Genomic DNA, 22,960 nt, shown 5'->3' on the forward strand with positions numbered 1-22,960 from the left:
TGTCCTACTTAGATCGACTGTAGTTTGGATTTCATTTGCCCAACTCGATTGATCGGGCCGGGTCCAAACGTTTTCAACACAATGGCTGCGGCGAAAGTGCTGAACGACTTCAAGGGTTCTTCTAGCACGGGGCGGAGGCTTTCTTTGCAGCTTCGCTCGGTCAACTGCCAAGCGATGTCACGGTCTAGGTTGGTAATGGCCCGTCGTGCCAGATAGCGCAGCTGATAAGCGCGGGCGGAGTATTCGTGCCGGGCGAAGAATTCAGGGTTAAGCGGACGCAGTTTCGCTACCATCCGCTCCCACGCCTCTAACTGGCGATCCAAAGCCGCCGAAAGCCCGCCCGCATTGATCCGGTAATGGGTCAGCAATCCCGGAACACCTTCGATCTGCCAATCGGTCTTCAACATCAGACGCATCCAGCATTCGATATCTTCGGACTGCCTGAAGGTTTCATCAAAAACCCAATCTCGCTCGGTCTCAAAAGATGGTCGATAGGCCAGAGTCTTCAGCACCGTCTTTCGAATAACGGCCGCCGATCCGTTGCCGATTGGGTTGCGGTTCAGAACATGTGCTGCGGTCACATTCTTCAGGCGGGGCACTTGCTTGATCCCCATCATGCGCCCTGCCTCATCGATCAAGGCGCTGCCGGAGTAACTTAAACCGACATCCGGTTCTGCTTTGAGATGATGAATATGAGCCGCCAGCTTCTCAGGCATCCACAGATCGTCGGCGTCGCAAAAGCCAATGAACGCACCACGCGCGGCAGCGATGCCGGTATTTCTGGCGCCCGCCAGCCCTCGATTGGCTTGCCGAACAAGTCGCACACGTGGATCATTTTGGTGCGCACGGGCAATCTCCGAGGTCGCATCCTGAGATCCGTCGTCGACGATGATAATTTCAAAATCGCCATGTGTCTGCATCTGCAGCGAGGCGAGTGTTTCGGTCAAAGTGGCTTCGGCGTTGTAGGCAGGTACGATGATGGACGCTATGGGCATGATGATCTCCTTCTGAATTCTTATGAAAACAACGCGCGTTTGATCGCGTGCGGCAGGATCGGGGCCAGCACGGCGCCTGCTGCAGTGGGCAATCCCCGGCGCAGGGGCAGTAGGAAACCCCGCGCATGCAGGCCCAAGCCGTTGCGTGTGTAAGACAGGGCCTGACCCTGATGCCCCAACCGCAGCGCCCGGCGCGCGAGATAGCGCAAATAGACGGCCTCGGACGACCGAGACGGAAACACGCCATAGCATGCAGCCGTTCTAACCGCGTAGGCCCGCCCAGCGCGCATTGCGTTCAGGTCGGAAGATAAGCCACCAGCGCTGGTGCGATACCAAACCTGAAACTGATCGACCCCTCTGATGGTAAAGCCCTCGCCTGCGAGGCGGATCAGCAGTTCCAAGTCTTCGTTATGCACCATTCTCGTGTCCAACCCGCCAACTGCGTTGAATACGTCGCGGCGGATCGAAAGATTGGACATGGTGCAAACCGGGTTCTCTGCCAACAGGTCCTGAATGGTCAGCGGTGCGCGAGGAACACTCGAGGTTGTCTGAGAGTCTTCAGGCTGATCGGCAAAGAACCGGATCTGCCCAAAAACTGCATCCGTTGTGGAGGGTTGGAAGGCTTCGTTTAGCTGCGCCAGCTTGTCCTTGCGCCACAGATCGTCTGCGTCGCAGAACGCCAGGATGTCCCCCTTGGCCAGTTCGGCCCCATAGTTGCGAGCGGCACTTGGGCCGTCGAAGGGACTGCTTGCGACCCGAATGCGTGGGTCTTGCACGATTTGGTCCAGCACGACAGACAAGCACGCCTTCGAGGGACGGTCGCCGACGCAGATCGCTTCCCAATTCGTGAAGCTTTGCGTGCGAATGCTTGTCAGCGTATCGGCGATTGTGTCCGCATCGGTATGGAACGGAACGATGATGGTAAAGCGGGTCATTGGAAGCCGAACCTTTCTGTTGTTTCGTGGTCCCGAGGCAGCAACACCCAAGAGGCTGTCAGCATCAGCGCAGCACTGGTCAGCAGGTATCCGATCGCAACGGGCATCAGCCCGAACGGCGCTACGATCGCCGTGTTGAGGATCAGTGTGAAAGCCAAGGCGGCGCTGACCCGCAGTTCGGTGATCGCGCGGTTCTCAGACCGTAGCCAACCGGCAACAGCGGACCAGATGACACTAGGCAACGCCGCAAGGCACAGCACCGAGACTACTGGTGAGATTTGCTGCCACTCCGCGCCCAGCAGCAGCGGCACATAGACCGGCGCAAGGGCGGCTTGCAGCAAAACCAGCGGGCTCAGCACCAGGAGGGACGTGCCGAGCCCGTGACGCAGAACCTTGGTCTTGTCCGAGGCTGCGCAAAGATGTGGGAAAAGAACCACAGAAAAGGCCTGCGTGAATGAAGTCGCCAAGCCAAGCCCGGCGTTGAAAGCCATGAAGTAGATACCAAGGCTCTCGGCCCCCAGCATCGCGCCGACAACAAGTTTGTCGGCCTGCAGGCGTAAAACTTTGACGATCTCGACCCCCAGAACGGCCCAGCCAAAACCAATAAAGGGGCGAAGGGCGGCAAACCCTTGCTGGGTGTCCGATACCCAGGGGCGCAGGCGGCGAATAAGGACCAGCCAGATCGGCGCGGCCAGTAATCGGGGTAGAACCAGGGCCAGCGGCGAGACCCAGAGCAGCGCCAACAAGGTTGCCATGACATTCGCACCAACCACCTGCCCTCCGGCAACGGCGGCAGTCTGTTGCAGTTTGCCTTCGCGCATCGCAAGCGCAGCCTGTACCAGACCCGCTGGCATGAACAGATACTCTCCGGCCAAAATGGCGAGAAGCAGAGCCAAGGTCTGATGCCCCATCGTGTAAAGGACAGCGGCGATGGCCACCTGCAGCAGAAACAGCCCCCCGCACCAGACCCAGAAAATACGATGTGCTAGGTTGCAGCGCTGTTCCAGCTCTGCCTGTGGGGCTTGGATAATCCTCTGACCCACGCCGTTCTCGGTCAGCGCCTTGAGGATATCCCCGGCTGCAAGGGCAGCAGCAGCTAAGCCTATCGCCTCGGGGCTGAGGGTGCGGGCCACGACGACAACGACCACAAGACGCGAGGCCTTTGCCGCCACTTCGGACGCCGCATAGGCCAGCAGGTGCCGCAAGAAACCGGAATGTGCCAATCGCTGAGTCATTTCACCAAATGTCCAAAAACAGTGTTGAGATCAGTTCTAATTGGCTGTGGTGTCTCTGTCCCAGACGCGGGTGGACAGCCACACAAACCATCCGGCGAGCAGTCTATCCGAATGGGTTAAACGGCAATCCCGATGCCGGTCTGACGCACATCACGGCGCTGCTGTAGCTGTGGATGCAGTTCAGGAGAGTTGAAAATGATACGATATTTCAGAGTCTTGGTTTTAGGAACCGTCAGCGCGATTGCTCTGTCGGGCTGCAGTAGCATGAAGACACCACGCAACATAGAACCCGTTGCGAAAGGCGAAAGCTATCAGGCGCAGTACCGTGCCCCAACGCGGGGCCGGGCAAATACGCCCTTGCTGCAAGCGGAGCATATGAACGGGCGGGCATGTATGCCTCAGACCGGGGATCAGGGCGCAAACGCATTTGCCAAATGGTCACAACCTGCTCTCAGCCCTTTGCTGGGGGAAAAGCTTTCTCGCAATGACATGGTACAGATCACCATCGACGGGGATGAACTTCTCAGCGACACTTACGTTGTATCCCGCGATGGCGACCTGAAACTGCCTTACCTGCCGCCGGTGCGCGCGCAAGGCAGAACAACCGAGCAGGTAGAGCGGGATGTGGCCCGTGTTCTGGTGGAGGCGCAGTTCTATGACAGCACGCCGCGTGTCACGGCGCGCATAAGCGACTTCGCCTCGGTCACTGTCGGCGTGCAAGGCGCAGTGTTTGAGCCCCACTCGGTTGAGATCGGAGGCATCCCAGGCGACGCGCTGGATCGCGGGCGTCAGGGTGTGCTGGGGGCTTCGACCGAGGCGCGAAACCTGTCAGTCGCCGTCCGTGCCGCCGGGGGTGTGCGTCCGGATGCGGATCTGTCAGCGGTCGAACTGCATCGGCAGGGCACGATCTATCGCATGGATCTGCGTGGCGTATTCGAAGGCTCGGACCCGACTGACATCATGCTGCTGACCGGCGATCAGATCGTGGTCAACAGCCGAGGTTGTTTCCAGGATGATTTGATGCGCCCCAGCCCGATCAGCCCGCCCGGCGTGACGCTGTACATGTCCAACCTCACTCAACCTGCCACCGGCAACGCGCAATCGGCCATCGGTCGCGACGTGCGTGAGGTTCCCTATGGAACGCGCTATCTACAGGCGGTGGTCGACACCAATTGCATGGGCGGGGCCAAGATGACCAATGCCAACCGCAGCGCGGTGCTGTTTACCCGCAACCCGATGACCGGAAACTCGATCGTCATCGAACGCAACATCGAAAAGCTGCTAAGGCGTGGGGATCGGGATGACTATGATCCCTATGTGCTGCCGGGCGATGCGATTGCCTGCTACGACAGCAAGGTGACCGGCCTGACCGAAGTGGCCCGTGCGGTTGGCATCGTCGGCGCAGCGGCGTTGCTGGCCCCCTGAATCAATCCCGTGCGGGCGATGATTTCGCCCGCTCCCAAGCGGTGGAGACTGCAGCGAGTTTGCCGGTGATGTCTTTGTGTTCCTTGGCTGCAGTTTCTACCGCAATTAACGCCTCTCGAAACTCCTCCGCTCCGAAGGTCGCTGCACTGCCCGCCAGTTTGTGACAGGCCTGAGCAATTTGATTCAAATCTGACTGATCAAATGCCCCGGTTTCGAGCTGTTCAACGAACTTATCCCCTTCGGCAATAAACTTGGTGTGCAAACGGGCAAAGACCGCGGGTCCTACGCTGTTTTTCAACTCCGCCAACGGATCGGGCGGCGCGACCTGCGAAACCTGCAGCTCGGCTCGGGTGACCACCGAAAGCGCCTTGCGCAGAGCGTCAACCGCGATCGGCTTGCCAATGAATGCCGTCATACCAGCGGCGCGAAACGTCTCAACCGCGTCTGGCAGGACATTGGCCGACACCGCTATTATCGGCACGTCTGCTGACTGCCCCTGACCTTTACGAATATGGCGCGCGGCGGTTGGCCCATCCATTACCGGCATGCTGATATCCATCAGGATCGCGTCGAACCTCTGACTGTTGGCCCTGTCAACGCCGACCTGACCGTTTTCCGCTGTCGTGACGCGATGTCCGTCCAGCGCCAGCATGTTGCAAATGACCTCGAGGTTGATCTCGTTGTCTTCGACCACCAACAGGTTCAGAGGGCGAACGGTATCGGTATTGATCTGAGCGGCTTCTAGCAATTGGTCGGGCGCTGACGGCTGTAACGGAACCCGCAGCCAGAAAACGCTGCCTTCGCCCAATGTGCTTTCCGCCCCGACCTCACCACCCATTGCCCGCGCGAACCGGCGGGCAATCCCCAGACCAAGCCCGGTCCCTCCGACCGTACGACCGATAGAGGGATCGCTGGTGTAAAAATCATCAAAAATAGCGTCGATTTCATCCTCGGCGATGCCTGCACCGGTATCGATCACACGCACTTCGTAGATATGAGCCTTGGCCTGATCTGTCGGTTCAATTCTTTCTATCTCGATCGACACACGACCGTGTTCAGTAAACTTGATCGCATTGCCTACAAGGTTCAGCAGAATTTGCCGCAACCTCTGCGCGTCAGTCGCAACATACGGATAGGCTCCTCCCACCCATTGCCAAGAGATCGAGTTGCCGCGCGAGGCCGCATTGCCGCTTTGGCCATCCACCAAGTCCTGCAGCATTGCATTCAGGTCGGTTGGCTCGTGCGCGACCGATAGCTTACCAGCCTCGAAACGGGCGATATCCAGCACAGCATCCACATGGTTTTGCAGTATCTGGCCCGAGATCTCCATGTTGCGGACAAACTGCAATTGTTGCTTGGTCGTCCGTGTATTTTTAAGAAGGGTGAGGTTGCCCAGTAACCCGTTCAACGGTGTTCTGATCTCATGGCTCATTACGGTCAGGAAATCCGACTTGGCCTTTTCCCCTGCAAGGGCGCGGTCGCGTGCTGAGACAAGCTCTTTCTGATCCGCAACGCTCTGTGAGATGTCGCGGATAAAGCCGATAACGATTTCTTCGTCTCCGGCCTGGGCGGATTGCAAAGCGAGTTCAACGGGAAAGACTTCACCGTTCTTGCGCATGGCCTCAAGCTGAACGCGTCCCTGGCCAACGACGTGGCGATCTCCTCCGCTCTGCATACGCTCCATTCCGGCAGTATGAGCTTCGCGCAAATGCGCCGGCACAATCAGATCACCGATCAAATGCCCTTTGGCTTCATCCTCGGAATACCCGAAAATCGCTTGCGCAGCCGCGTTGAATTCCAGCACTTTGCCGGTGGCGTTCACCACGATTACAGCATCCAAAGAAGTCGACAGGATCGTATTCATACGTTGGTTGGCCTGCCGGATCGCCTGCCCTCGCCGATCTGCCTTGCGATTGACCACCAAGAGATAGGCGCTGACTGCGGCCAGAGTCAGAAACAACCCACCGGACAAAACGGCTAACTGCAACAGGCTCAGTGCGGTTTCTTCACGGCGCTGATCTGATTGACTTGCGAAGTACGAGATCGCAGAGACCGAAAGCTCACGCACCTGCGGAGATATCTGTTGGGCGCGTTCATAGAGGTCCGGCAAACCTGCATTCAAGTTCGGGTCTTCTGCATCGATTGTGGGTACGGATGCCTGCAGATAATCAGAAACCCGCGCCAGAGGCTCGGCGAACTTAGGATCAGCACGCAGCGTTTCAAACAGACGCGAGGTACCCAGAATATCGATACGGCTGTACAAAAGATCGAAACGGCGGCGGATAAGGTCCAGAGTTTCTTGTTTTAGCTCCGCATCGGATACACCTGCCTCAAGCGCGTTGAGGTAGAACAGAAACTCGACCTCGACCTGCGTCAACGTCCATTGCACGTTGTCGGTTCGGGCTGACTGCCGGTCGCGTAGGTCGGACATCACCTTGACCGACAGAAACATGACCAAAGCAAGGGCACCCAAAACGGCAGTACCGATGAGCCCGAAAACCCACCGGCGCCGCGAGTGATTACGTTTTTGTATCGTCAAGGTTTTGCCTGCATCAGACACTTCATATTGTGTTGTAACCCCAAGCTATTTAACGATCTCCAACCTGTCGAGTTGCCAAATACTGCGAGAGTAAATCACCTCGGTCTGGTACTTGGTATCACTGTCATAAGGATAAACGATCCAAAGCGGGCCCTTCTGCCGTCTGGACATCGCCGCGCCGTCCATCTCGTAGGCAACAATCGGGGCAAGTGCCGAGATTGAGTCCACAGGAATCTCAACCGCGTAGTCGTTGATCGCCGTTGCCCGGATCGTCTCACCCTCTGCTCCGATCCATTCCAGCAAAACCGACAGAGGAACGCCGTCAAATCTGGTCTCTCCTTCAGTCCAGATCGTCGAGGTTTCAAAGCTGCGCTTCGGCAGCGCTTGCAACATTTCCATATCAAACTGCGCCGTTCCGTCAGGCCCGGTCTGCGCGATGTTGCCAGAAATGGTCAGGACGATCTCTCCTGTCGGGGTCGCCATTTCTTCGGCCTGCGCAGACGCCAGGCAAAAGGTGAACGCCGATGTGATGACCGCAAAAAACAGACGCATCCTACCCTCCATTTCTTTGACCTTAAGAAACCAGAAAGAGGTCTGCAGTGACAGATGGGCATGGGGATAAGCACCTATCCGGACGGATAGGTGTCTTGACCTCATGCGGCGGCAGAAAGAAGGCCGATGCGCTGACGCAACATGGACTGGAAGCCGTCTCGCAGTTCGGCACGCTCCAACGCAAAGACGGTGGTTGCTTCCAGATACCCTGCGACCGACCCACAATCGAAGCGCTCTCCGTGAAAGGCAAAGCCATGGCATCCGGACCTTTCGATATCAGCTGCGATCGCATCGGTCAGTTGGATTTCGTTGCCCGCGCCGGGTTGCAAACCCTCCAGACGATCGAAGATCGAAGGGTGCAGCAAATAACGCCCGACAATGCCAAACTCTGAAGGAGCCTGATCGACCGAAGGCTTTTCGACCAACCCTCTCAGATGCTGTACCTGCCCTGTCCTATAATCGATATCGACAACACCATAGGCACCGATACGATCGGATGGAACGGCTTCGGTCGCGATCATGTGGCTGCGCTCGAAGTTGTGGACCATTTGCGCCAGAACCGATCTCTGCGCGTGAATCACATCATCCGGCAAGATCACGGCAAAGGGCTCATCACCGACAAGGTCACGCGCCAGAGAAACTGCGTGACCCAGACCGCGAGGGCTGTCTTGGTGGATGAAACTATAGGTTTCGTCATCAAGATTCGTGCGGCGCAAACGGTTCAGCAAGGCGGTTTTACCGCCATCTTTCAGCTTACGTTCCAATCCCGAGTTGCGCCCAAAATAAGCCTCAAGCGCGGATTGGCCGGTTGAGGTGATAAAGATGAACTCATCAATCCCGGCCGAACGGGCCTCGTCCACGGCATATTGGATCAACGGGCGGTCGATCAACGGCAGCATTTCTTTGGTCACCGATTTGGTTGCGGGCAGAAACCTTGTGCCCAAACCAGCGACCGGGAAAACGGCTTTGCGAATATGTGGCATTTCAATACTCCTAAGTTTGATCAGTAAGCGCCGCGACCCGTCACGACAGCGCGTGCGGTCAGTGCGATGAGGATGATGTTCAGAAGCGCCGAGCGAGAGCGGACATAAGCCGTATCCAGTTCGATCATGCGGTCAAAGCCGATGCCCGCGCGGCCCGAAACCTGCCAGAGGCCCGTTATTCCAGGACGCACCTGCAAGCGCTCCAGCGCGTATTCGGGATAGGCGGCGACCTCTTCGGGTAAGGCCGGGCGTGGGCCGACCAGCGACATATCCCCTTGCAGCACGTTGAAGATTTGCGGCAGTTCATCCAGCGAAAACCTGCGCAGAACTTTCCCAACGCGAGTTACGCGCGGGTCATTTTTGGCCTTGAAGCACACGCCCTCACGATCTGAATGGGCGAGCAAATTCGAACGCCGCGCTTCAGCGTCCTGCGCCATCGAGCGGAACTTGTACATTGTGAAGGGCACCCCGTTTCGACCAATGCGTGTCTGTCGAAAAAGGGCGGGGCCGCGACTGTCCAATCGCACCAGGGCGGCAATTGTGGCCATGGGTAGGGCCAGAAGAGACAGCACAACCGCCGCCAGTGTAAGGTCCAGCAACCGACATGCTGTGATCTTGGGGAGAGAATTGTACGCAGCACGCCCGAGGAATTCGAAATTGCCCTGCAGATATCTACGGGCCATGCGGCGCGGCTCCATTGCCAGCCGCCATGCCCACTCCATCCTCACGCGGCGAACAATGCGCGGTGCCCGGCGCACATTGCCCGCCAGGAAGTCAAACAAAGCACCCACGCCCAGCGCGATGCGAGGATCCAACCGATGGCGGTTTTGCGTGATCCATAGTTCCTGCAACGGGACGCCCATTGCGACCAAAAGGATGTCTGCGCCAGACTGGTTGATATCGTCGATCGCCTCATCAACCCGCGCGGCCCCTTCGTAGCCATCGCGCGTACCAGCCACGGCCAAATCGGGGATCATGTGCTGCAACTGGGCCGCCGCTGCCTGCGCTGTTCCGGGACGTCCCCCCAATAAGTAGACCGACTGCCCAAGACGCGCGGCGCGTTTCAGCAGTTTGGGAACAAAGTCCGTGCCGTTCAGGTTTTCGGCCAACTGGGCGCCTTGCAACTTTGCCGCGATCTCTACCCCAATTCCGTCGGGTAGGATCATATCAGCTCTGGCCAATGCTGCTCGATAGGTATGGTTGCGGGCCCGTAAGTTCGCGCAATGTGCATTCAGGAAAAACACCGTCCGACGCGTCCCATCCAGCAGTTGCGAAATCACCGGTTCGGATTGAGCATTCACAACTGGCAAACCCAAAATCTCGGTCTTTTCCAGGGTTAGTCCGGGTGTTGGGGGCGCGCCGTTATACATATCTTGGACAGACAGGAACTGCATGGAACTCTCCGATCAACAATGACAATCTGTGCCTTCAAACTGCCAAGGTGATCTCGCAACCGATAGGCGAGCATCAGGAGAGGGACCGGAGAAAAGGTCTATTCAAACGACCCCGCAGCACATAGCGTGGAGAAAACGGCCCGCTGACCTATCCGATTGGATATTCACCTGTCCGTCAGGCAGGCTTCATGCCATGCGTTCAATGATTTATTAACGCATTTGGGTGTGGTTGGGGGCAGACGGAGATTTGAAATGAAAGTTCTTATTGCAGACGACCACGAGCTTATTTTGGACACGCTCGTCGCCTTCATAGATGCCGCAGGCGGGATCGAGGTTGAGACCGCGCCGGATTTTCCCGCCGCAAAATCGCTGATTGAGAACGACGGAGCGTTTGATCTGGTCCTTCTGGACCTGAACATGCCCGGGATGCACGGGTTGAGCGGGCTTGAAACCTGCATCGCCATGGACGGCGCCCAGCACGTGGCCCTATTTACCGGCGACACCTCGCGCGATCTGGCGCAACGCGCGCTGGAGCTTGGGGCGGCAGGTTTCGTCCCCAAAACTCTACCGGCAAAATCCCTTGTCAACGCGATCCGCTTTATGGCGATGGGGGAACAGTACCTTCCTGCGGGTTTCATGAACGCAGAGCAGCCGGAAGACTCACACCCCATGGCCCAAAAGCTGACCGAGCGTGAGCGGCAGGTTCTGAAAGGGTTGACTGAGGGCAAGTCCAACAAGGAAATCGCCCGTGATCTGGACCTGTCCGAGCCAACGATCAAACTGCATATGAAGACTCTGTATCGAAAAGTTGGTGTCAGCAATCGAACGCAAGCCGCCTTGGCCGCGCGCGAGGCTGGATTGTTCTAAGCTTCACTATCCGAAGGGGTAGCGCACTCTCCCAATCCCCTTTCGTCCTAGCCAGCTGCACGAATGAACAGCGATAGGATGCGGTGTATCACCCTTGTATGAAAGGGTTTTTCTATGCCGCAAAAGATTTCGAACTCCTCTCAAACCACGCGCGACACGCAATTTCTGCATTGGGCGCGCATATCCCGATCCAGTTTCAGATCGCTCGGTTGGCGACGCATCGTAAAGGGCGGGCGCCTCAGCGATGCAGGCCGCCTGCCCCGTTATGTGGCACTATTCCTTATTGGGGCGAGTTGCATCTGGGCACCAATCAGCGGCTATCTGGCAACCGCGCCTGTCAAATACACCTCACACGCTTCACTGATACTGCCTGGATCTGGCGCTTCGGCATCGGTGAATCTGGCCGATATCGGTCAGGCATCCTCATACGCGAATTCTGCTTTTGCCAACGGGTCGATCAGCCCAACCGAGACGTACAAACGTTTGTTGTCGGCTGATCGCATCCTCAATGCGGCAGCCATGGCTGTGGACGCTGATCGGGATGCGTTTGGCAAGCCGCGGGTTCAACTGGTCGATCAAACCAGCCTGATTCATATCGAGCTTCACGCGGCCTCTCCCGCAGATGCACAGCAATATGGTGACGCCTTGGTGGCCGCCTTTTTCGCTGAGATTGACGCCCTGCGTGCCGATGAAATTGCCACTCGTGAGGCCAGCAATACAGGCGCGATTGAAGACTACACTCGCGCAATTCAGGCCACGCGCGCCGAGATCAAGAAATTGCAGTCAGAAAGTGGGTTGATCTCGGTCGCGCAATACCAACAGCAGGTCGCCGCAAATGACCGTGCAAAGCAGGAATTGCGTAGGCAGGAGAGTGAACTGGCACGCCAATCGGAGCGTGTCGCCGCGCTTCAGGCCGCGTTGGATCTGCCCTCTGATGCAGCGGCGGCGACGCTGAAGCTCTATGCCGATGCTCAGTACCTATCGTTGCTTAAGGACGTTTCGGTTGGGGCCGCAAAGCTGGCACAAGCTGATGCGACCTACGGCGCGCGCCACCCGATCTATGTAAACGCCCAGAACGACTATGAAGGGGCGCGATCGGTTGCTTTGCAACGAGCATCGCAGGTGACGGGTCTTGCGGTCGAACAACTCGGTGGATTGGATCGCGCGCCGGAAGGTCAACGAGCCCAACTGTTAAGTGAGTTGGTACGCGAAAGTGCTTTGCGTGCTGGTTTGGAAGAGCATGTCGCGACACTGGGCACACAAGTCCGTCTGGAAAACTCGCGCCTGTCAGAACTCGCCCCCATCGCCGCTGAATTGGAGGATCGGCAGAGAGATTTCGCCGTGGCAGAGGCCGTGTTCGCCTCTGCCATTGCTAGATCCGAGTCAAAAAAGACAGATATCTACGCCTCCTATCCGTTGATCCAAGTGCTCGAAAACCCGTCGCTGCCTACACACCCAACTTCACCAAACAAGAAGATCTCCATTGCCGCGGGGATCGCTGCAAGCTTAATGCTTTTGATGGGTTTGACGCTTGCCTGGATCCGAAATCCGCTGATTTCAAAGCTGCTGAAGGACCAGAAAGAATCCACTGTGTAATGCATGTGTCCCCTCAAACCCCAACCGAAAAGATCGTCTGGTACACACTGATCTGGACATGGCCGCTCTACGGGATTGGTGCGCTCTATATCGTCGGCCCGGTGCTGGGTTGGACGCTGGCTGCCATGGCTGGGTTGTCACTCTATCTCGGTCCGGCGATCCGTTCGGATATGCGAGCAACGGGCCCTGTACCCGCCTTGGTTTGGGTCTGGATCGCAGGCATGCTTGTGATGCTGATTTCACTTTGGGCAGGCCACGCGGATTGGAGCCTCGGCACCACCAAAACGATCAAATCGAGCATCGGTTGGGCCAAGGGCTGGGCATTGATCCCGTTGTTCATACTTGCCGGAGCAGTGTTGCCGATCCGTCGCGCGCTTCTGGTCAGAGGGCAATGCGTGCTAGGCCTTTGGACCTTGTGCCTTCTGCCCCTGCTAGCGGTCGCCCCCTATGCCGGTCTACCACATCTACTGTTCACTTCTCCCCTGAAAGCAGTGGGCGGCCCCGGACCTGAATATTTCTCGGTCTACCTTTTTACAATCGACCCAGCCAGCGGCACACCGCGTTGGCAGTTCTTTGCACCTTGGTCTCCATTCGCGGCCTTGCTCGGCGTCTGCATGGTCTTGTTTGCGTTGGAGGAAAAGCACCGCGGGTGGAAGATCATTGGATTGGTCGCCGGAGTTTTGATGATCCTGATGTCCAAGTCCCGTATGGGTTTGGTCGGATTGTTGGTCTGTTCAATGTCACCCCGCCTCTTGCCCCTTGTCGCGCGCAGCTTGGGGTGGCTCTTACTGTCTGCAACAACCACGGCCATAGCCGTTTGGGCCGCAGCCTTGGTCGAGTTCGGGAACCGAGCCCTTTACAGTTTCAAATCCGCGCGCGCCGACAGTACTCGCGTGCGCGAAACCTTGCAGCGCATCGCGTTTGAGCGATGGCAATCGGATGCGATGCTTTTCGGGCACGGTACAATCAGACCCGGAGCACATCTTGTTGAATACATGCCGATCGGTAGTCACCACACTTGGTACGGGCTGTTATTCGTCAAAGGGTTGACCGGATTTGCAGCGTTCCTCATCCCTTTCCTTGGTCATTTCGCCATCGTCACCATAGACGCCGTAAAGTCGGAACGTGGTAGGCTGCCGCTCGGGCTTCTACTCACCGTGTTCTTGCTGACCTTTGGAGAGAACGTTGAAATCCAGACCTATCTACTCTGGCCAACCTTTCTAATGCTCGGATGTCATCTTCGAGAGATCAAATCAGCGTGTCCAGTAGACTGATGTGCCGGATGGATTCCAAAGTTGCGATCGCAATGAACGAACCATCGCAAGTGTTGCCGGAAAGAGAAGGAGGAAATATTTATTAGATGATTTACTGATCGCCAACAGAGTACAATTTCTCTGAAAGAGTGTTAGTTGAAGCGATCTCTGGATGAGAAGTCAGCTTCCCCGCAGACCAAATGAACCACAACTTCAATCAGCGGATAGACGTCATTGATCCTGCCCGCGGAGAACGTCTGTTACGAGCCCATTTCAACCAATGCTGCACCTAGCCAGAATGTCAGCTTCGGGATTTTGTCTGATACCTGGACAAAAACATATCAACACACTCTTCAATCACATTTGAAGCGCCATCCAAGCTATCGGCACCGACCAGAAACTTTGGCCAAAAGAAGAATGCCTTCGCCCCTGCAGTAAGAAGTTCGGTCGCGTAATTCGGGTCCACATCGTTGAGGTAGCCTGCATCAATGGCTTCTGAAACAATGCAGCGAACCGGGTTATTGCTCATCTCGGCGCGCGCAAACACGCGCCGCGCCAACTCCTGGTCTCGTAAAAACTCAGTCATCGCCATCCGATTGAGACCCAAGTATTGCTCATCAGTAATGGCCTTGATGTAGTCTTTAAGGCCTCTGACGAGCTGTCCTCGTATAGGTTTTTCTGAATCAAACGGCGCCGAGTTAATGGCCCCGGTCTCAGTAATGATGATCTCAACAATCTCATCAAACAAGGATTCCTTGGTCGGGAAGTGGTTGTAGAGCGTGCGACTTGAAACGCTTGCCGTCAGGGCGATCCGTGCGGTCCGCGCGCCTTCAAACCCGTGCGACCGAAACTCTTCGACCGCTGCGTCGATGATATCTTTTCGTTTCTTTTCAGTATGTTTCATAATTCAGATTCAAAAGTAAGAAATGTTGTTTACATTTTTCCTCACCCTCCTTATGTAAACTGTGTAATTTACTTATGCAAGGCGAGCACGCTACAACCTAAGGAGACCAAGCAATGACACGGGCGGCTTTCAAACCAGGTGCAAACCGAGTTACATTCAAATCCTTTGGCGTCGATCTTGTGGGCGATCTCTATCTCCCTGAAGGTTTTGACGAGACCAAGACTTACAAGGCAATCGTCGGTGCCAGCCCGTTCCCCCAAGTCAAAGAACAAGTTTTGGCGACCTATGGGCCGGAGATGGCAAAACGAGGATTTGTCTTCCTTGGTTTTGACTATCTGGGGATGGGTGACTCTCCGGCGCTTCCTGGCGAGTACAAACAATCAAGGTACATGTTCCGGCTGATCGAGAACACCTGGGACGCCGTTTCGTACCTTGGGACGCTTCCATTCGTGGAAGAGATTTATGGCCTTGGCGTGTGTCAAGGGGGCTCAATCATCGCCTCGGCCTCTGTCACAGACCATCGGATCAAGAAAATCGCGACGGTCTCGGGGATGATGGCCGCAGACGGTTTCCAATGGACCGACCGGAATATGGCGAACCAGGTCATCGCTGGCGCGAATGCGTCCCGGCAGAAGATTTTTGAAACCGGTGAAGCAGACTACAACGCTCCCATCGTGCTTACAGATGAGCATACGAAAGAGGAGTTTGTTGCAATCGCCGGGCCCATGGGCTCTGAAACCTATGACTACTACGGCAAAGACGGGATCAGAGGTCCCGGCACGGTCGAGAACTACACCAATATTCACATTGGCGATCAAGCGATGGAATCCCTGATATCCATCGGCGAGCACTATGCAGACAAAATCGTGCAACCCGCTCTGATCATCTACAGCACAACGGCCTACACATCGGTTTGTTCAACTCAGTTCATCGAGAAACTGACGAATGAGCATGAAGTTCTCACGTTCGATGAATTTGGCCATGTCGACTTTTACCACAAGCCAGAGGCCGTGAAGGCATCGACTGATGCCGTAGCCGCGTTCTTCAACAAGTAAACTGCTCAGGCAGGGGCCAAAATCTGGCCTCTGCCATCCCACTATCGTTTACCAGATTGTTTGCTTTTGAGGATCAGAATGACGACCTTCGGCAAAAATTCCACTACTGACGAAGTGCTAGCCGGTATCGATCTAGCCGGCAAAACTGTTCTGGTCACCGGCGGCTCCACTGGACTGGGCGCTGAAACCGCGCGTGCGCTTGCCGCCCGGGGTGCATTGGTCACTATCGTTGCGCGCTCTGCCGAGAAGTTGGCGCGCGTCGCCACAAGCATCAAGGAAGAGGTTGATCAGGAGGTCGAGACTGCTTCGCTTGAGCTGGATAAGCCAAGCACCGTCCGCGCCTTTGCCGATGATTGGCTGGCCCACCATGACACACTCGATATCCTGGCGAACAATGCAGGTATTGGCTCGCCACCTCTAACACGCACTGTCGAAGGCTGGGAGATTCAGTTTGCGGCCAACCACCTTGGCCATTTCCTTTTGACCAACCTGTTGGCCGCCCCATTGCAAGCCGCGCGACAGGCACGGGTGGTCAATCTGTCATCGGGCGGTCATGCCTTCGCACCGGTGAACTTCGACGATCCAAATTACCAAAGCCGACCGTATAGCGCGCTGGAATCCTATGGTCAGTCGAAGACTGCCAATATCTGGTTCACGACCGAACTGGCCCGTCGTTGGGCACATCAGGGGGTCAGCAGTTTCGCCGTTCATCCGGGTGTCATCAAGACCGAGCTCACCCGGGACATGGCAGAAGAAGCTTGGGAAATGTTCAGGGTGGTCGAAACCCAACATGCCGAGCTGTTCAAATCCATCCAGCAAGGGGCAGCGACCAGCTGTTGGGCAGCAACGTCGCCGGAGCTTGATGGTAAGACCGGCCTCTACCTTGAAGATTGCCACGTGGCCAAACCCGCCGGAGAGAACCCTCTGACAGGTGGATATGCACCCTACGCCTATGACACCGAAAGCGCCCAAAAACTTTGGGATCTGTCCAACGAACTGCTGGGAACAGATTTCTAAACCTTATCACCTAAAGGAGCACCCAAGTCAGTTGCTTGGGCAAGCAGGAGCGAAATAATGAAGAAAGAAAACCCTTTCGGCCCCAAAGGCTGGACCCCCGAGCGCGTGGGTGACTTGACTGGCAAAACCATCGTCATCACTGGCGCAAACGCTGGTGCGGGTTATGAGGCTGCGAAAATCTTTCTGTCTAAAGGTGCCGCCGTTGTGATGCTCAATCGCAGCGTGGCAAAATCCGAAGCTGCCATTGAGCAACTGAAATCCGAAGTTGGCGCGGAAGCAAATGTGAGTTTCATTGAAATGGACCTCGCCGACCTATCTTCTGTGCGCAGCGCTGCCGAGCGCGTGAATGCGGGCGTTCCGCAAATCGACGTCTTCATACAGAACGCGGCCATTGCGCAGGTAGCCACCCAGAAATTCACCAAAGACGGCTTTGAAAGCCAGCTTGGCACAAACCACTATGGTCACTTCCTGCTGACAAGCCTGATCTTCGATCGTCTTGTCGAAAGCGAAGCCCGGATCATCGTGGTCGGCAGCGGCGGCCACAAGATGGGCTTAAAACGGTTGCAGCTTAACGACATGAATTTCGACAAGAACTACAACCCACACATCACCTACTGCCATTCAAAATTTGCTCAGATGATGTTTGCTTATGATCTGGAACGCCGAGTGAAGGCGGCAGATCTTCCCGTTTCAGTGCACGTCTGCCATCCGGGCATGGCCAAGACAACACTGGCACAAGAGGAAAGCGCGGGGTTCATCAAGTTCATGCTGACCATCGCAGCTCCGTTCGCCCAGTCTGCAGAGCGTGGCGCTTGGCCCGAGGTGCTCTGTGCAACCGAGGAAAACCTTAAAGAAGCTGCCTACTACGGACCAACCAAACGCAATGAAATGGCCGGGCCGGTAGGCGAATGCGTCCTCGAAGAAAGTGTTCTCGTTGAGGGACAAGCCAGCAAACTCTGGGAGCATTCTGAGAGGGAAACCGGAGCGCAATGGTCTTCCCTATTCAGGCACCCGACTTCGGTCGCATGACTTCAAAAACACCAGAAACGAGCAAAGTACATGGAGCAGCCATCAACACTGCGAATGATCCTTGAGGCACCAAGGCTCATCTGGGCGTACGCGACGAACACTGTGAAACGCGTTCTTTTCAAAGCCGCGTCTCCACCAGAAACGCAGGAAGAACTGGCGCAGCTAGTAGAACGCACATTTCATCACGAAATCCGGGCTGGATATGAGCACCGCTTTATTCGCTTGATGTTCGTAGCAGTGGGAGAGCGGGTATTCTGCCGTCAATACCAGTTCTCCCAGCGCTCTTGGCGCAACGTTTTTCTCAGGAACCCTGAAGGTCAGGTTCGGCTGGACAACACCGTAGTAAACATCGAGGCATCCGAACCAGAGGACTATGATCACATCATTCCGGCGGTGGATCAGGCCTATGCTGACACTCTACGGAAGATCGGCGCTAGCTTTTTGCTCGCAGGAGCCGTCACACCTAGAGCGCAGCGAAGCACTATGGAAGTCACGTTTTTGGCGAAACAGCCGCCATTGGCGTCGCCCTCCCCTCATGCAACCCTACTAGGCAGGGCCGTGGCCTCGGCTGAGTGATCAGCTCCTCCGCGGACCAAACGAAACATACGTCAATAGCCAGATAGCACTGATTGATTTTTCGCGCGAAGAAGGTCTGTTTCGAGCCCAAAATACCGAATGCTGCACAGTGAGCGACTGACGGCGTTGGTGCGACGTTAGTTGTGGGCCGACCGCGCCAAGTTACCGCGGCTCACATGCTTCCCAACCGTCAATCCGTTTACCTTTTCGACGATGGCATCGGCATTGATGCCGTGATGGCGGTAGAGGTCGCCAATCGTGCCGGTTTGGCCGAAATGTTCGACACCCAACGGGATGGTCTGATGACCTGCAACAGAGCCAAGCCAGGACAACGTCGCCGGGTGACCATCGATGATGGTGATGATTTTGCAATGGTGCGGAAGGTCAGCCATCAGGGTCTCGATGTGGGACTGCGCAGACTTATTGCCGCGAGACCGGGCACGTTGGGCTGCGGTCCAGCCTGCGTTGAGACGGTCGGCCGAAGTAACAGCCAGCACACCGACGTCTCTGCGCCCTTCTCCGATCATTCCAGCCGCCTTTATGGCTTCGGGGGCGACGGCGCCCTGATAGGCGATGACGATCTCGCAGTTCGGTCCGGGTTTACGCAACCAATAGGCCCCGTCGATGGCCCCCTGTTTAAACGCGTCGTCATGGCGCTTGCCGGGTTGCTCGATCGGGTTGGTGGTCAAGCGCAGATACACCGAGCCTCCTGTTTCGTCACGCAACCATGTTCGCTCACAGGGATCGCCCTCTCCATCGCGTTGAAGATAGTCAAAGGCCCATTTCATGATCACTGCAAGTTCATCTGCAAAGGCAGGCTCGAATGAGGCAAGCCCGTCCTGGCTCATCCCGATCAAAGGCGAGCCAACCGATTGGTGCGCCCCGCCTTCCGGGGCCAGCGTAACACCAGAGGGGGTGCCCACCAAGATGAACCGGGCGTCCTGGTAGCAAGCGTAGTTCAGCGCATCGAGGCCGCGCGCTACGAATGGATCATATACCGTGCCAATGGGGATAAGCCGCTTGCCGAAGATCGAATGCGACAGGCCAGCGGCACCCAGAAGCAACATCAGATTCATCTCGGCTATGCCCAGCTCGATATGTTGGCCTTCTGGGGTGAATTCCCATTTCGCTGTCGAGGGGATACGGTGTTCGATAAAGGCGTCGGCCTGTTTGGACCGGGCGAAAAGCTTACGCCGATTCACCCAAGGACCAAGGTTGGTGGTCCCCGTCACATCCGGGGACGTTGTGACGATCCGGGCTGCCAAATTACTGTCCCCTTTGGAGAGATCGTCAAGGATCTTACCAAAGGCCATCTGGGTCGAGGTCTCACGGGAGGTATCAATGTCGATGTCGGGCACAGCAAGCTTTTCATCGTGATATCGTCGGATGCCTTTAGCAAAGAAAGGAACCTTGGACAGGAAATCACGCAGTACGGCGGGGTTTTCAACCGTGGCCAGAGGTTCCCACTCGTCGCCCGTCGCGATGCCCATGTGCTGTTGCCAGGCGGCGAATTGCTTGGCGTTCATCAGCCCCCCATGATTGTCCTTGTGGCCAGCAATGGGCGTACCCCAACCTTTCACCGTATAGGCCAGGAAGCAGGTGGGGCGGTCGTGATCGATGGCATCAAAGGTTTCCGCCATGGTCTGGACGCAGTTACCGCCGAGGTTCTCCATCAGGGCAGCCAGTTCGGCGTCGCTGCGCCTGTCGATCAGGGCAGAGACATCGCCCTGGTCTCCAAGATCATCCATTAACCGCTTGCGCCAGACTGCTCCGCCCATAAACGTCAGCGCCGAGTATTCCTGGTTGGGACAGGCGTCGATCCATTCGCGCAGTTTATCGCCGCCCCGCTCTTCAAAGGCCGCGCGTTGCAATGCGCCATGCTTCACCCGCACCACGTCCCATCCGAAGGCATCGAATATCTTTTCGATGCGTTCAAACAGCCCCTCGCGGACGATCCCATCCAGTGACTGCCGGTTATAGTCGATGATCCACCACGTGTTACGCAGGTCGTTTTTCCAGCCTTCCTGCAGGGCCTCATAGATGTTGCCCTCGTCCAGTTCAGCATCGCCAACCAGCGCAACCATGCGCCCCATCGGGGCATCGCTCCCCCAGCTCTTGGCCTTGATGTAATCCTGGATGATCGAGGCGAAAGAGGTGATCGCAACGCCCAGTCCGACCGAGCCGGTCGAGAAGTCCACATCGTCTATGTCCTTGGTCCGGCTGGGATAGGACTGCACCCCGCCAAAGCCCCGGAAGTTCTCCATCTTCTCGCGTGTTTGGTTGCCCATCAGGTATTGCATCGCGTGAAAGATCGGTGATGCATGAGGCTTGACGGCCACGCGGTCCTCGGGCTTCAGGGCCGAGAAGTAGAGCGCCGTCATGATCGACACCATCGAGGCCGACGAAGCCTGGTGCCCACCGATCTTGATACCGTCGACCTTGGGGCGCACGTGATTGGCGTGGTGGATCATCCAATGTGACAGCCACAAAAGGCGTTGCTCGATGGTTTTCAGGTGGGTGATGTCGGTGGGCATAAAGCTCTCCTTATTCGGCGGCGTGATGCAGAGGGTGAGAAAAAGCTTGATCCAGGTCGGCGATGATATCATCTACATCCTCCAACCCGACTGACAGGCGGATCAGCCCGTCACTGATACCGTGTTCGGCGCGCTCTTGGGGCGTATAGGTCGAATGGGTCATCGAGGCCGGATGCTGGATCAGCGTTTCAGCATCGCCCAGAGAAACGGCCCGCTGTATCATGTTCAGATTGTTCATGAACTCAACGCCAGCCGCCATGCCACCGTCAACTTCGAAGGCAATCATCGCACCGGGTTTGGACATTTGGCGCGTGGCAAGTGCATGTTGTGCAAAGCTTTCCAACCCGGGGAAGTAAACCGCCCGGACCGACGGGTGGTTTTGAAGATAGTCCGCAACAATCTGGGCCGAAGAGCAATGGCGCTCCATCCGCAGCGACAGGGTTTTCAAACCTCGCAGGATCAGCATCGCGTTGAACGGTGCCATTACAGCGCCAGTCATGTCTTTCATGCCAACAAGCCGGATCTCGGTGATCTGCTCGGTCGTGCCAGCGACCAGCCCGGCGACCACATCGCCATGTCCACCAAGGTATTTGGTGGCGGAGTGCACCACGAGATCAGCACCCAGCTCAATCGGCCGTGTCAGAAAGGGGGTGGCATAGGTGTTGTCGACGACCACCTGCGCCCCAGCCTCATGCGCGATCACGGCGGTGGCAGCAATGTCCACCAATCGCATATTCGGGTTGGCGGGGGTTTCGAAATAGACCACTCGCGTCTGCTCTGAAATCACCGCGCGCAGGTTTTCGGGATCGGTCATATCCACATGGGTGATCGTCACGCCCCATTTCTGCAGCCCATGCCGCATGAAAGCGAAAGTGCAGCCATAGAGGGTTTTGTCCACGATCACCTCGTCCCCGGGCGACAACAAGGTCCATAACACGGCGGTGATCGCCCCCATGCCTGACGACAGTGCCAGCCCGGCTTCGGCTCCTTCAAGTGTCGCGATACGGCTTTCAAGCAGATCACAGGTCGGGTTTGAAATACGGCTGTAGATATACCCCTGGCGTTCACCAGCGAACATCTCGCCGCCGGCCTCTGCGGTCTCGAACGCGAAGGTTGATGTCAGGTGCAAGGGCGGCGTCAGCGCGCCCTCGTTCTGCTGGGGGTCATAGGCGTGATGGATGGCGCGGGTGGCGAAGCCTTTGGATGAGTTCATGGCAACCTCTCTCATGGTATTTGAGGCAGGATGCGATGTATTGGCGGGCAATAGATTGCAATTTATGCTGCATTGGGCGATCATTTTGGCATTATCTGCCAACAAAGGCGAGAAATGGACGCAAAAGACCGACAAATCATCCGAGCCCTGCAGGCAAACGGGCGTATGACCAATCAAGACCTTGCGGCCGAAGTTAACCTGTCGCCGTCGCCCTGCTTGCGCCGTTTGCGCAACCTCGAAGACAGCGGCACGCTCCGGGGTTACAGCGCGGAAGTGGACGCAAAGGCCTATGGTCTGCCGATCACAGTCTTCGTGCGTGTGCGGCTGGAACGGCACAACGAAGACGATGTTCGTCGCTTCGAGAGCCGCATTCACGCGATTGATGAAGTGCTTGAGTGCCATGTCCTGACCGGTGCTTCAGACTATCAGTTGCGTGTGGTGGTGCCCGGGCTGGATGCCTATGAGGATTTCATCCGCCACCGCATTCATCCCATCGGAGGCATTGCCTCAATCGATACCAGTTTCGTTTACTCTACCGTGAAGAAGACCAACGTATTTCCGGCAATCGACTGACTGCTCCTGTAGTGGCGGCCGTATCCATTCAATGCAGTTGGCCCTGGGGAGGGGGCGCACAATCGGCTCCTGAGGAAGGCACACCTATTGATCGTGTGAACTTCGGGGCAGAGGTGGTTCGCATGACGGATCATCTGGTGATACGGCCACATTGGGCGATGCCAGACAGTGCTCAGGTGCTTTGCGCGGGTCCCCATGCTTGTCGTTTCCGCGGACAATCGTTGTCTTTCAATCATTGGCGGCGAAATCTAAGGCCTTTTTCCTTAAACCTGTTGTCACACGCCG

The 22,960-nt window shown here is 56.6% G+C and carries 21 protein-coding genes; 10 read left to right on the forward strand and 11 right to left on the reverse strand.

Going from position 1 to position 22,960, the window contains the following annotated elements:
- Positions 1 to 8: 8 nt before the first annotated feature.
- The 4 genes from ACXAGD_RS13800 to ACXAGD_RS13815 form a co-directional block, all read right to left on the reverse strand.
- On the reverse strand, positions 9 to 995 hold the full coding sequence (locus ACXAGD_RS13800; protein WP_475211427.1) for a glycosyltransferase family 2 protein: 987 nt from the start codon (positions 993 to 995) through the stop codon (positions 9 to 11).
- A 20-nt stretch (positions 996 to 1,015) separates the two neighbouring features.
- The gene (locus tag ACXAGD_RS13805; RefSeq protein ID WP_475211428.1) at positions 1,016 to 1,930 is read right to left on the reverse strand and encodes a glycosyltransferase family 2 protein; all 915 of its coding nucleotides are present in this window, start codon (positions 1,928 to 1,930) and stop codon (positions 1,016 to 1,018) included.
- Entirely contained in the window at positions 1,927 to 3,165 is a 1,239-nt protein-coding gene (locus ACXAGD_RS13810; RefSeq protein ID WP_475211429.1) for an oligosaccharide flippase family protein, read from the reverse strand. Before ACXAGD_RS13810 ends, ACXAGD_RS13805 begins: the two co-directional genes overlap by 4 nt.
- Positions 3,166 to 3,281: 116 nt before the next feature.
- Positions 3,282 to 3,431, reverse strand: a complete 150-nt coding sequence (locus ACXAGD_RS13815) for a hypothetical protein (RefSeq protein ID WP_475211430.1) — start codon at positions 3,429 to 3,431, stop codon at positions 3,282 to 3,284.
- Here ACXAGD_RS13815 and ACXAGD_RS13820 point away from each other — a divergent pair.
- Positions 3,430 to 4,590, forward strand: a complete 1,161-nt coding sequence (locus tag ACXAGD_RS13820; protein WP_475211431.1) for a polysaccharide biosynthesis/export family protein — start codon at positions 3,430 to 3,432, stop codon at positions 4,588 to 4,590. The two genes, ACXAGD_RS13815 and ACXAGD_RS13820, sit on opposite strands and share 2 nt — an antisense overlap.
- Before the next feature lies 1 nt (position 4,591).
- Here ACXAGD_RS13820 and ACXAGD_RS13825 read toward each other — a convergent pair whose 3' ends face one another.
- From ACXAGD_RS13825 to ACXAGD_RS13840, 4 genes are all read right to left on the reverse strand, one after another.
- On the reverse strand, positions 4,592 to 7,021 hold the full coding sequence (locus ACXAGD_RS13825; RefSeq protein ID WP_475211432.1) for an ATP-binding protein: 2,430 nt from the start codon (positions 7,019 to 7,021) through the stop codon (positions 4,592 to 4,594).
- A gap of 153 nt (positions 7,022 to 7,174) precedes the next feature.
- A complete protein-coding gene (locus tag ACXAGD_RS13830; RefSeq protein ID WP_475211433.1) occupies positions 7,175 to 7,681 on the reverse strand; it encodes a putative pterin-binding protein in 507 nt (168 codons plus the stop codon).
- A 101-nt stretch (positions 7,682 to 7,782) separates the two neighbouring features.
- Positions 7,783 to 8,664: a UTP--glucose-1-phosphate uridylyltransferase gene (locus ACXAGD_RS13835; protein WP_475211434.1), complete on the reverse strand. Its 882-nt coding sequence runs from the start codon at positions 8,662 to 8,664 to the stop codon at positions 7,783 to 7,785.
- A 20-nt stretch (positions 8,665 to 8,684) separates the two neighbouring features.
- On the reverse strand, positions 8,685 to 10,058 hold the full coding sequence (locus ACXAGD_RS13840) for a WecB/TagA/CpsF family glycosyltransferase (protein ID WP_475211435.1): 1,374 nt from the start codon (positions 10,056 to 10,058) through the stop codon (positions 8,685 to 8,687).
- A 252-nt stretch (positions 10,059 to 10,310) separates the two neighbouring features.
- On the opposite strand from ACXAGD_RS13840, the gene ACXAGD_RS13845 reads away from it, so the two are divergent.
- From ACXAGD_RS13845 to ACXAGD_RS13855, 3 genes are all read left to right on the forward strand, one after another.
- Positions 10,311 to 10,925, forward strand: coding sequence for a LuxR C-terminal-related transcriptional regulator (locus tag ACXAGD_RS13845; protein ID WP_475211436.1), 615 nt, complete (start codon positions 10,311 to 10,313; stop codon positions 10,923 to 10,925).
- A gap of 114 nt (positions 10,926 to 11,039) precedes the next feature.
- Positions 11,040 to 12,521, forward strand: coding sequence for a GumC family protein (locus ACXAGD_RS13850; protein WP_475211437.1), 1,482 nt, complete (start codon positions 11,040 to 11,042; stop codon positions 12,519 to 12,521).
- Positions 12,521 to 13,795, forward strand: a complete 1,275-nt coding sequence (locus ACXAGD_RS13855) for an O-antigen ligase domain-containing protein (protein WP_475211438.1) — start codon at positions 12,521 to 12,523, stop codon at positions 13,793 to 13,795. Before ACXAGD_RS13850 ends, ACXAGD_RS13855 begins: the two co-directional genes overlap by 1 nt.
- A 280-nt stretch (positions 13,796 to 14,075) precedes the next feature.
- Here ACXAGD_RS13855 and ACXAGD_RS13860 read toward each other — a convergent pair whose 3' ends face one another.
- Positions 14,076 to 14,678, reverse strand: coding sequence for a TetR/AcrR family transcriptional regulator (locus tag ACXAGD_RS13860; protein WP_475211439.1), 603 nt, complete (start codon positions 14,676 to 14,678; stop codon positions 14,076 to 14,078).
- A gap of 179 nt (positions 14,679 to 14,857) precedes the next feature.
- Here ACXAGD_RS13860 and ACXAGD_RS13865 point away from each other — a divergent pair, with 179 nt between their 5' ends.
- The 4 genes from ACXAGD_RS13865 to ACXAGD_RS13880 all read left to right on the forward strand — a co-directional run bounded on the left by ACXAGD_RS13865 (position 14,858) and on the right by ACXAGD_RS13880 (position 18,355).
- Positions 14,858 to 15,733 carry an alpha/beta hydrolase gene (locus ACXAGD_RS13865; protein WP_475211440.1) on the forward strand — a complete coding sequence of 292 codons (876 nt, stop codon included), beginning with the start codon at positions 14,858 to 14,860 and terminating at the stop codon, positions 15,731 to 15,733.
- Positions 15,734 to 15,811: 78 nt separating this feature from the next.
- Positions 15,812 to 16,750: an SDR family NAD(P)-dependent oxidoreductase gene (locus ACXAGD_RS13870; protein WP_475211441.1), complete on the forward strand. Its 939-nt coding sequence runs from the start codon at positions 15,812 to 15,814 to the stop codon at positions 16,748 to 16,750.
- Between the two features lie 57 nt (positions 16,751 to 16,807).
- The gene (locus ACXAGD_RS13875) at positions 16,808 to 17,779 is read left to right on the forward strand and encodes an SDR family NAD(P)-dependent oxidoreductase (protein WP_475211442.1); all 972 of its coding nucleotides are present in this window, start codon (positions 16,808 to 16,810) and stop codon (positions 17,777 to 17,779) included.
- Positions 17,780 to 17,833: 54 nt separating this feature from the next.
- The gene (locus ACXAGD_RS13880) at positions 17,834 to 18,355 is read left to right on the forward strand and encodes a hypothetical protein (RefSeq protein WP_475211443.1); all 522 of its coding nucleotides are present in this window, start codon (positions 17,834 to 17,836) and stop codon (positions 18,353 to 18,355) included.
- Positions 18,356 to 18,492: 137 nt separating this feature from the next.
- Here ACXAGD_RS13880 and ACXAGD_RS13885 read toward each other — a convergent pair whose 3' ends face one another.
- Positions 18,493 to 20,889: a 1-deoxy-D-xylulose-5-phosphate synthase N-terminal domain-containing protein gene (locus tag ACXAGD_RS13885; protein WP_475211444.1), complete on the reverse strand. Its 2,397-nt coding sequence runs from the start codon at positions 20,887 to 20,889 to the stop codon at positions 18,493 to 18,495.
- 10 nt (positions 20,890 to 20,899) lie between these two features.
- Positions 20,900 to 22,102, reverse strand: coding sequence for a methionine gamma-lyase (locus tag ACXAGD_RS13890; RefSeq protein ID WP_475211445.1), 1,203 nt, complete (start codon positions 22,100 to 22,102; stop codon positions 20,900 to 20,902).
- Here ACXAGD_RS13890 and ACXAGD_RS13895 point away from each other — a divergent pair.
- Together ACXAGD_RS13895 and ACXAGD_RS13900 are read left to right on the forward strand one after the other, a co-directional pair.
- Positions 22,101 to 22,271 carry a hypothetical protein gene (locus ACXAGD_RS13895; protein ID WP_475212660.1) on the forward strand — a complete coding sequence of 57 codons (171 nt, stop codon included), beginning with the start codon at positions 22,101 to 22,103 and terminating at the stop codon, positions 22,269 to 22,271. The two genes, ACXAGD_RS13890 and ACXAGD_RS13895, sit on opposite strands and share 2 nt — an antisense overlap.
- Positions 22,217 to 22,675: an Lrp/AsnC ligand binding domain-containing protein gene (locus ACXAGD_RS13900; RefSeq protein WP_170758992.1), complete on the forward strand. Its 459-nt coding sequence runs from the start codon at positions 22,217 to 22,219 to the stop codon at positions 22,673 to 22,675. Before ACXAGD_RS13895 ends, ACXAGD_RS13900 begins: the two co-directional genes overlap by 55 nt.
- The last annotated feature ends 285 nt before the right edge of the window (positions 22,676 to 22,960 follow it).

The organism is Ruegeria sp. ABF4_144 (assembly GCF_056160045.1).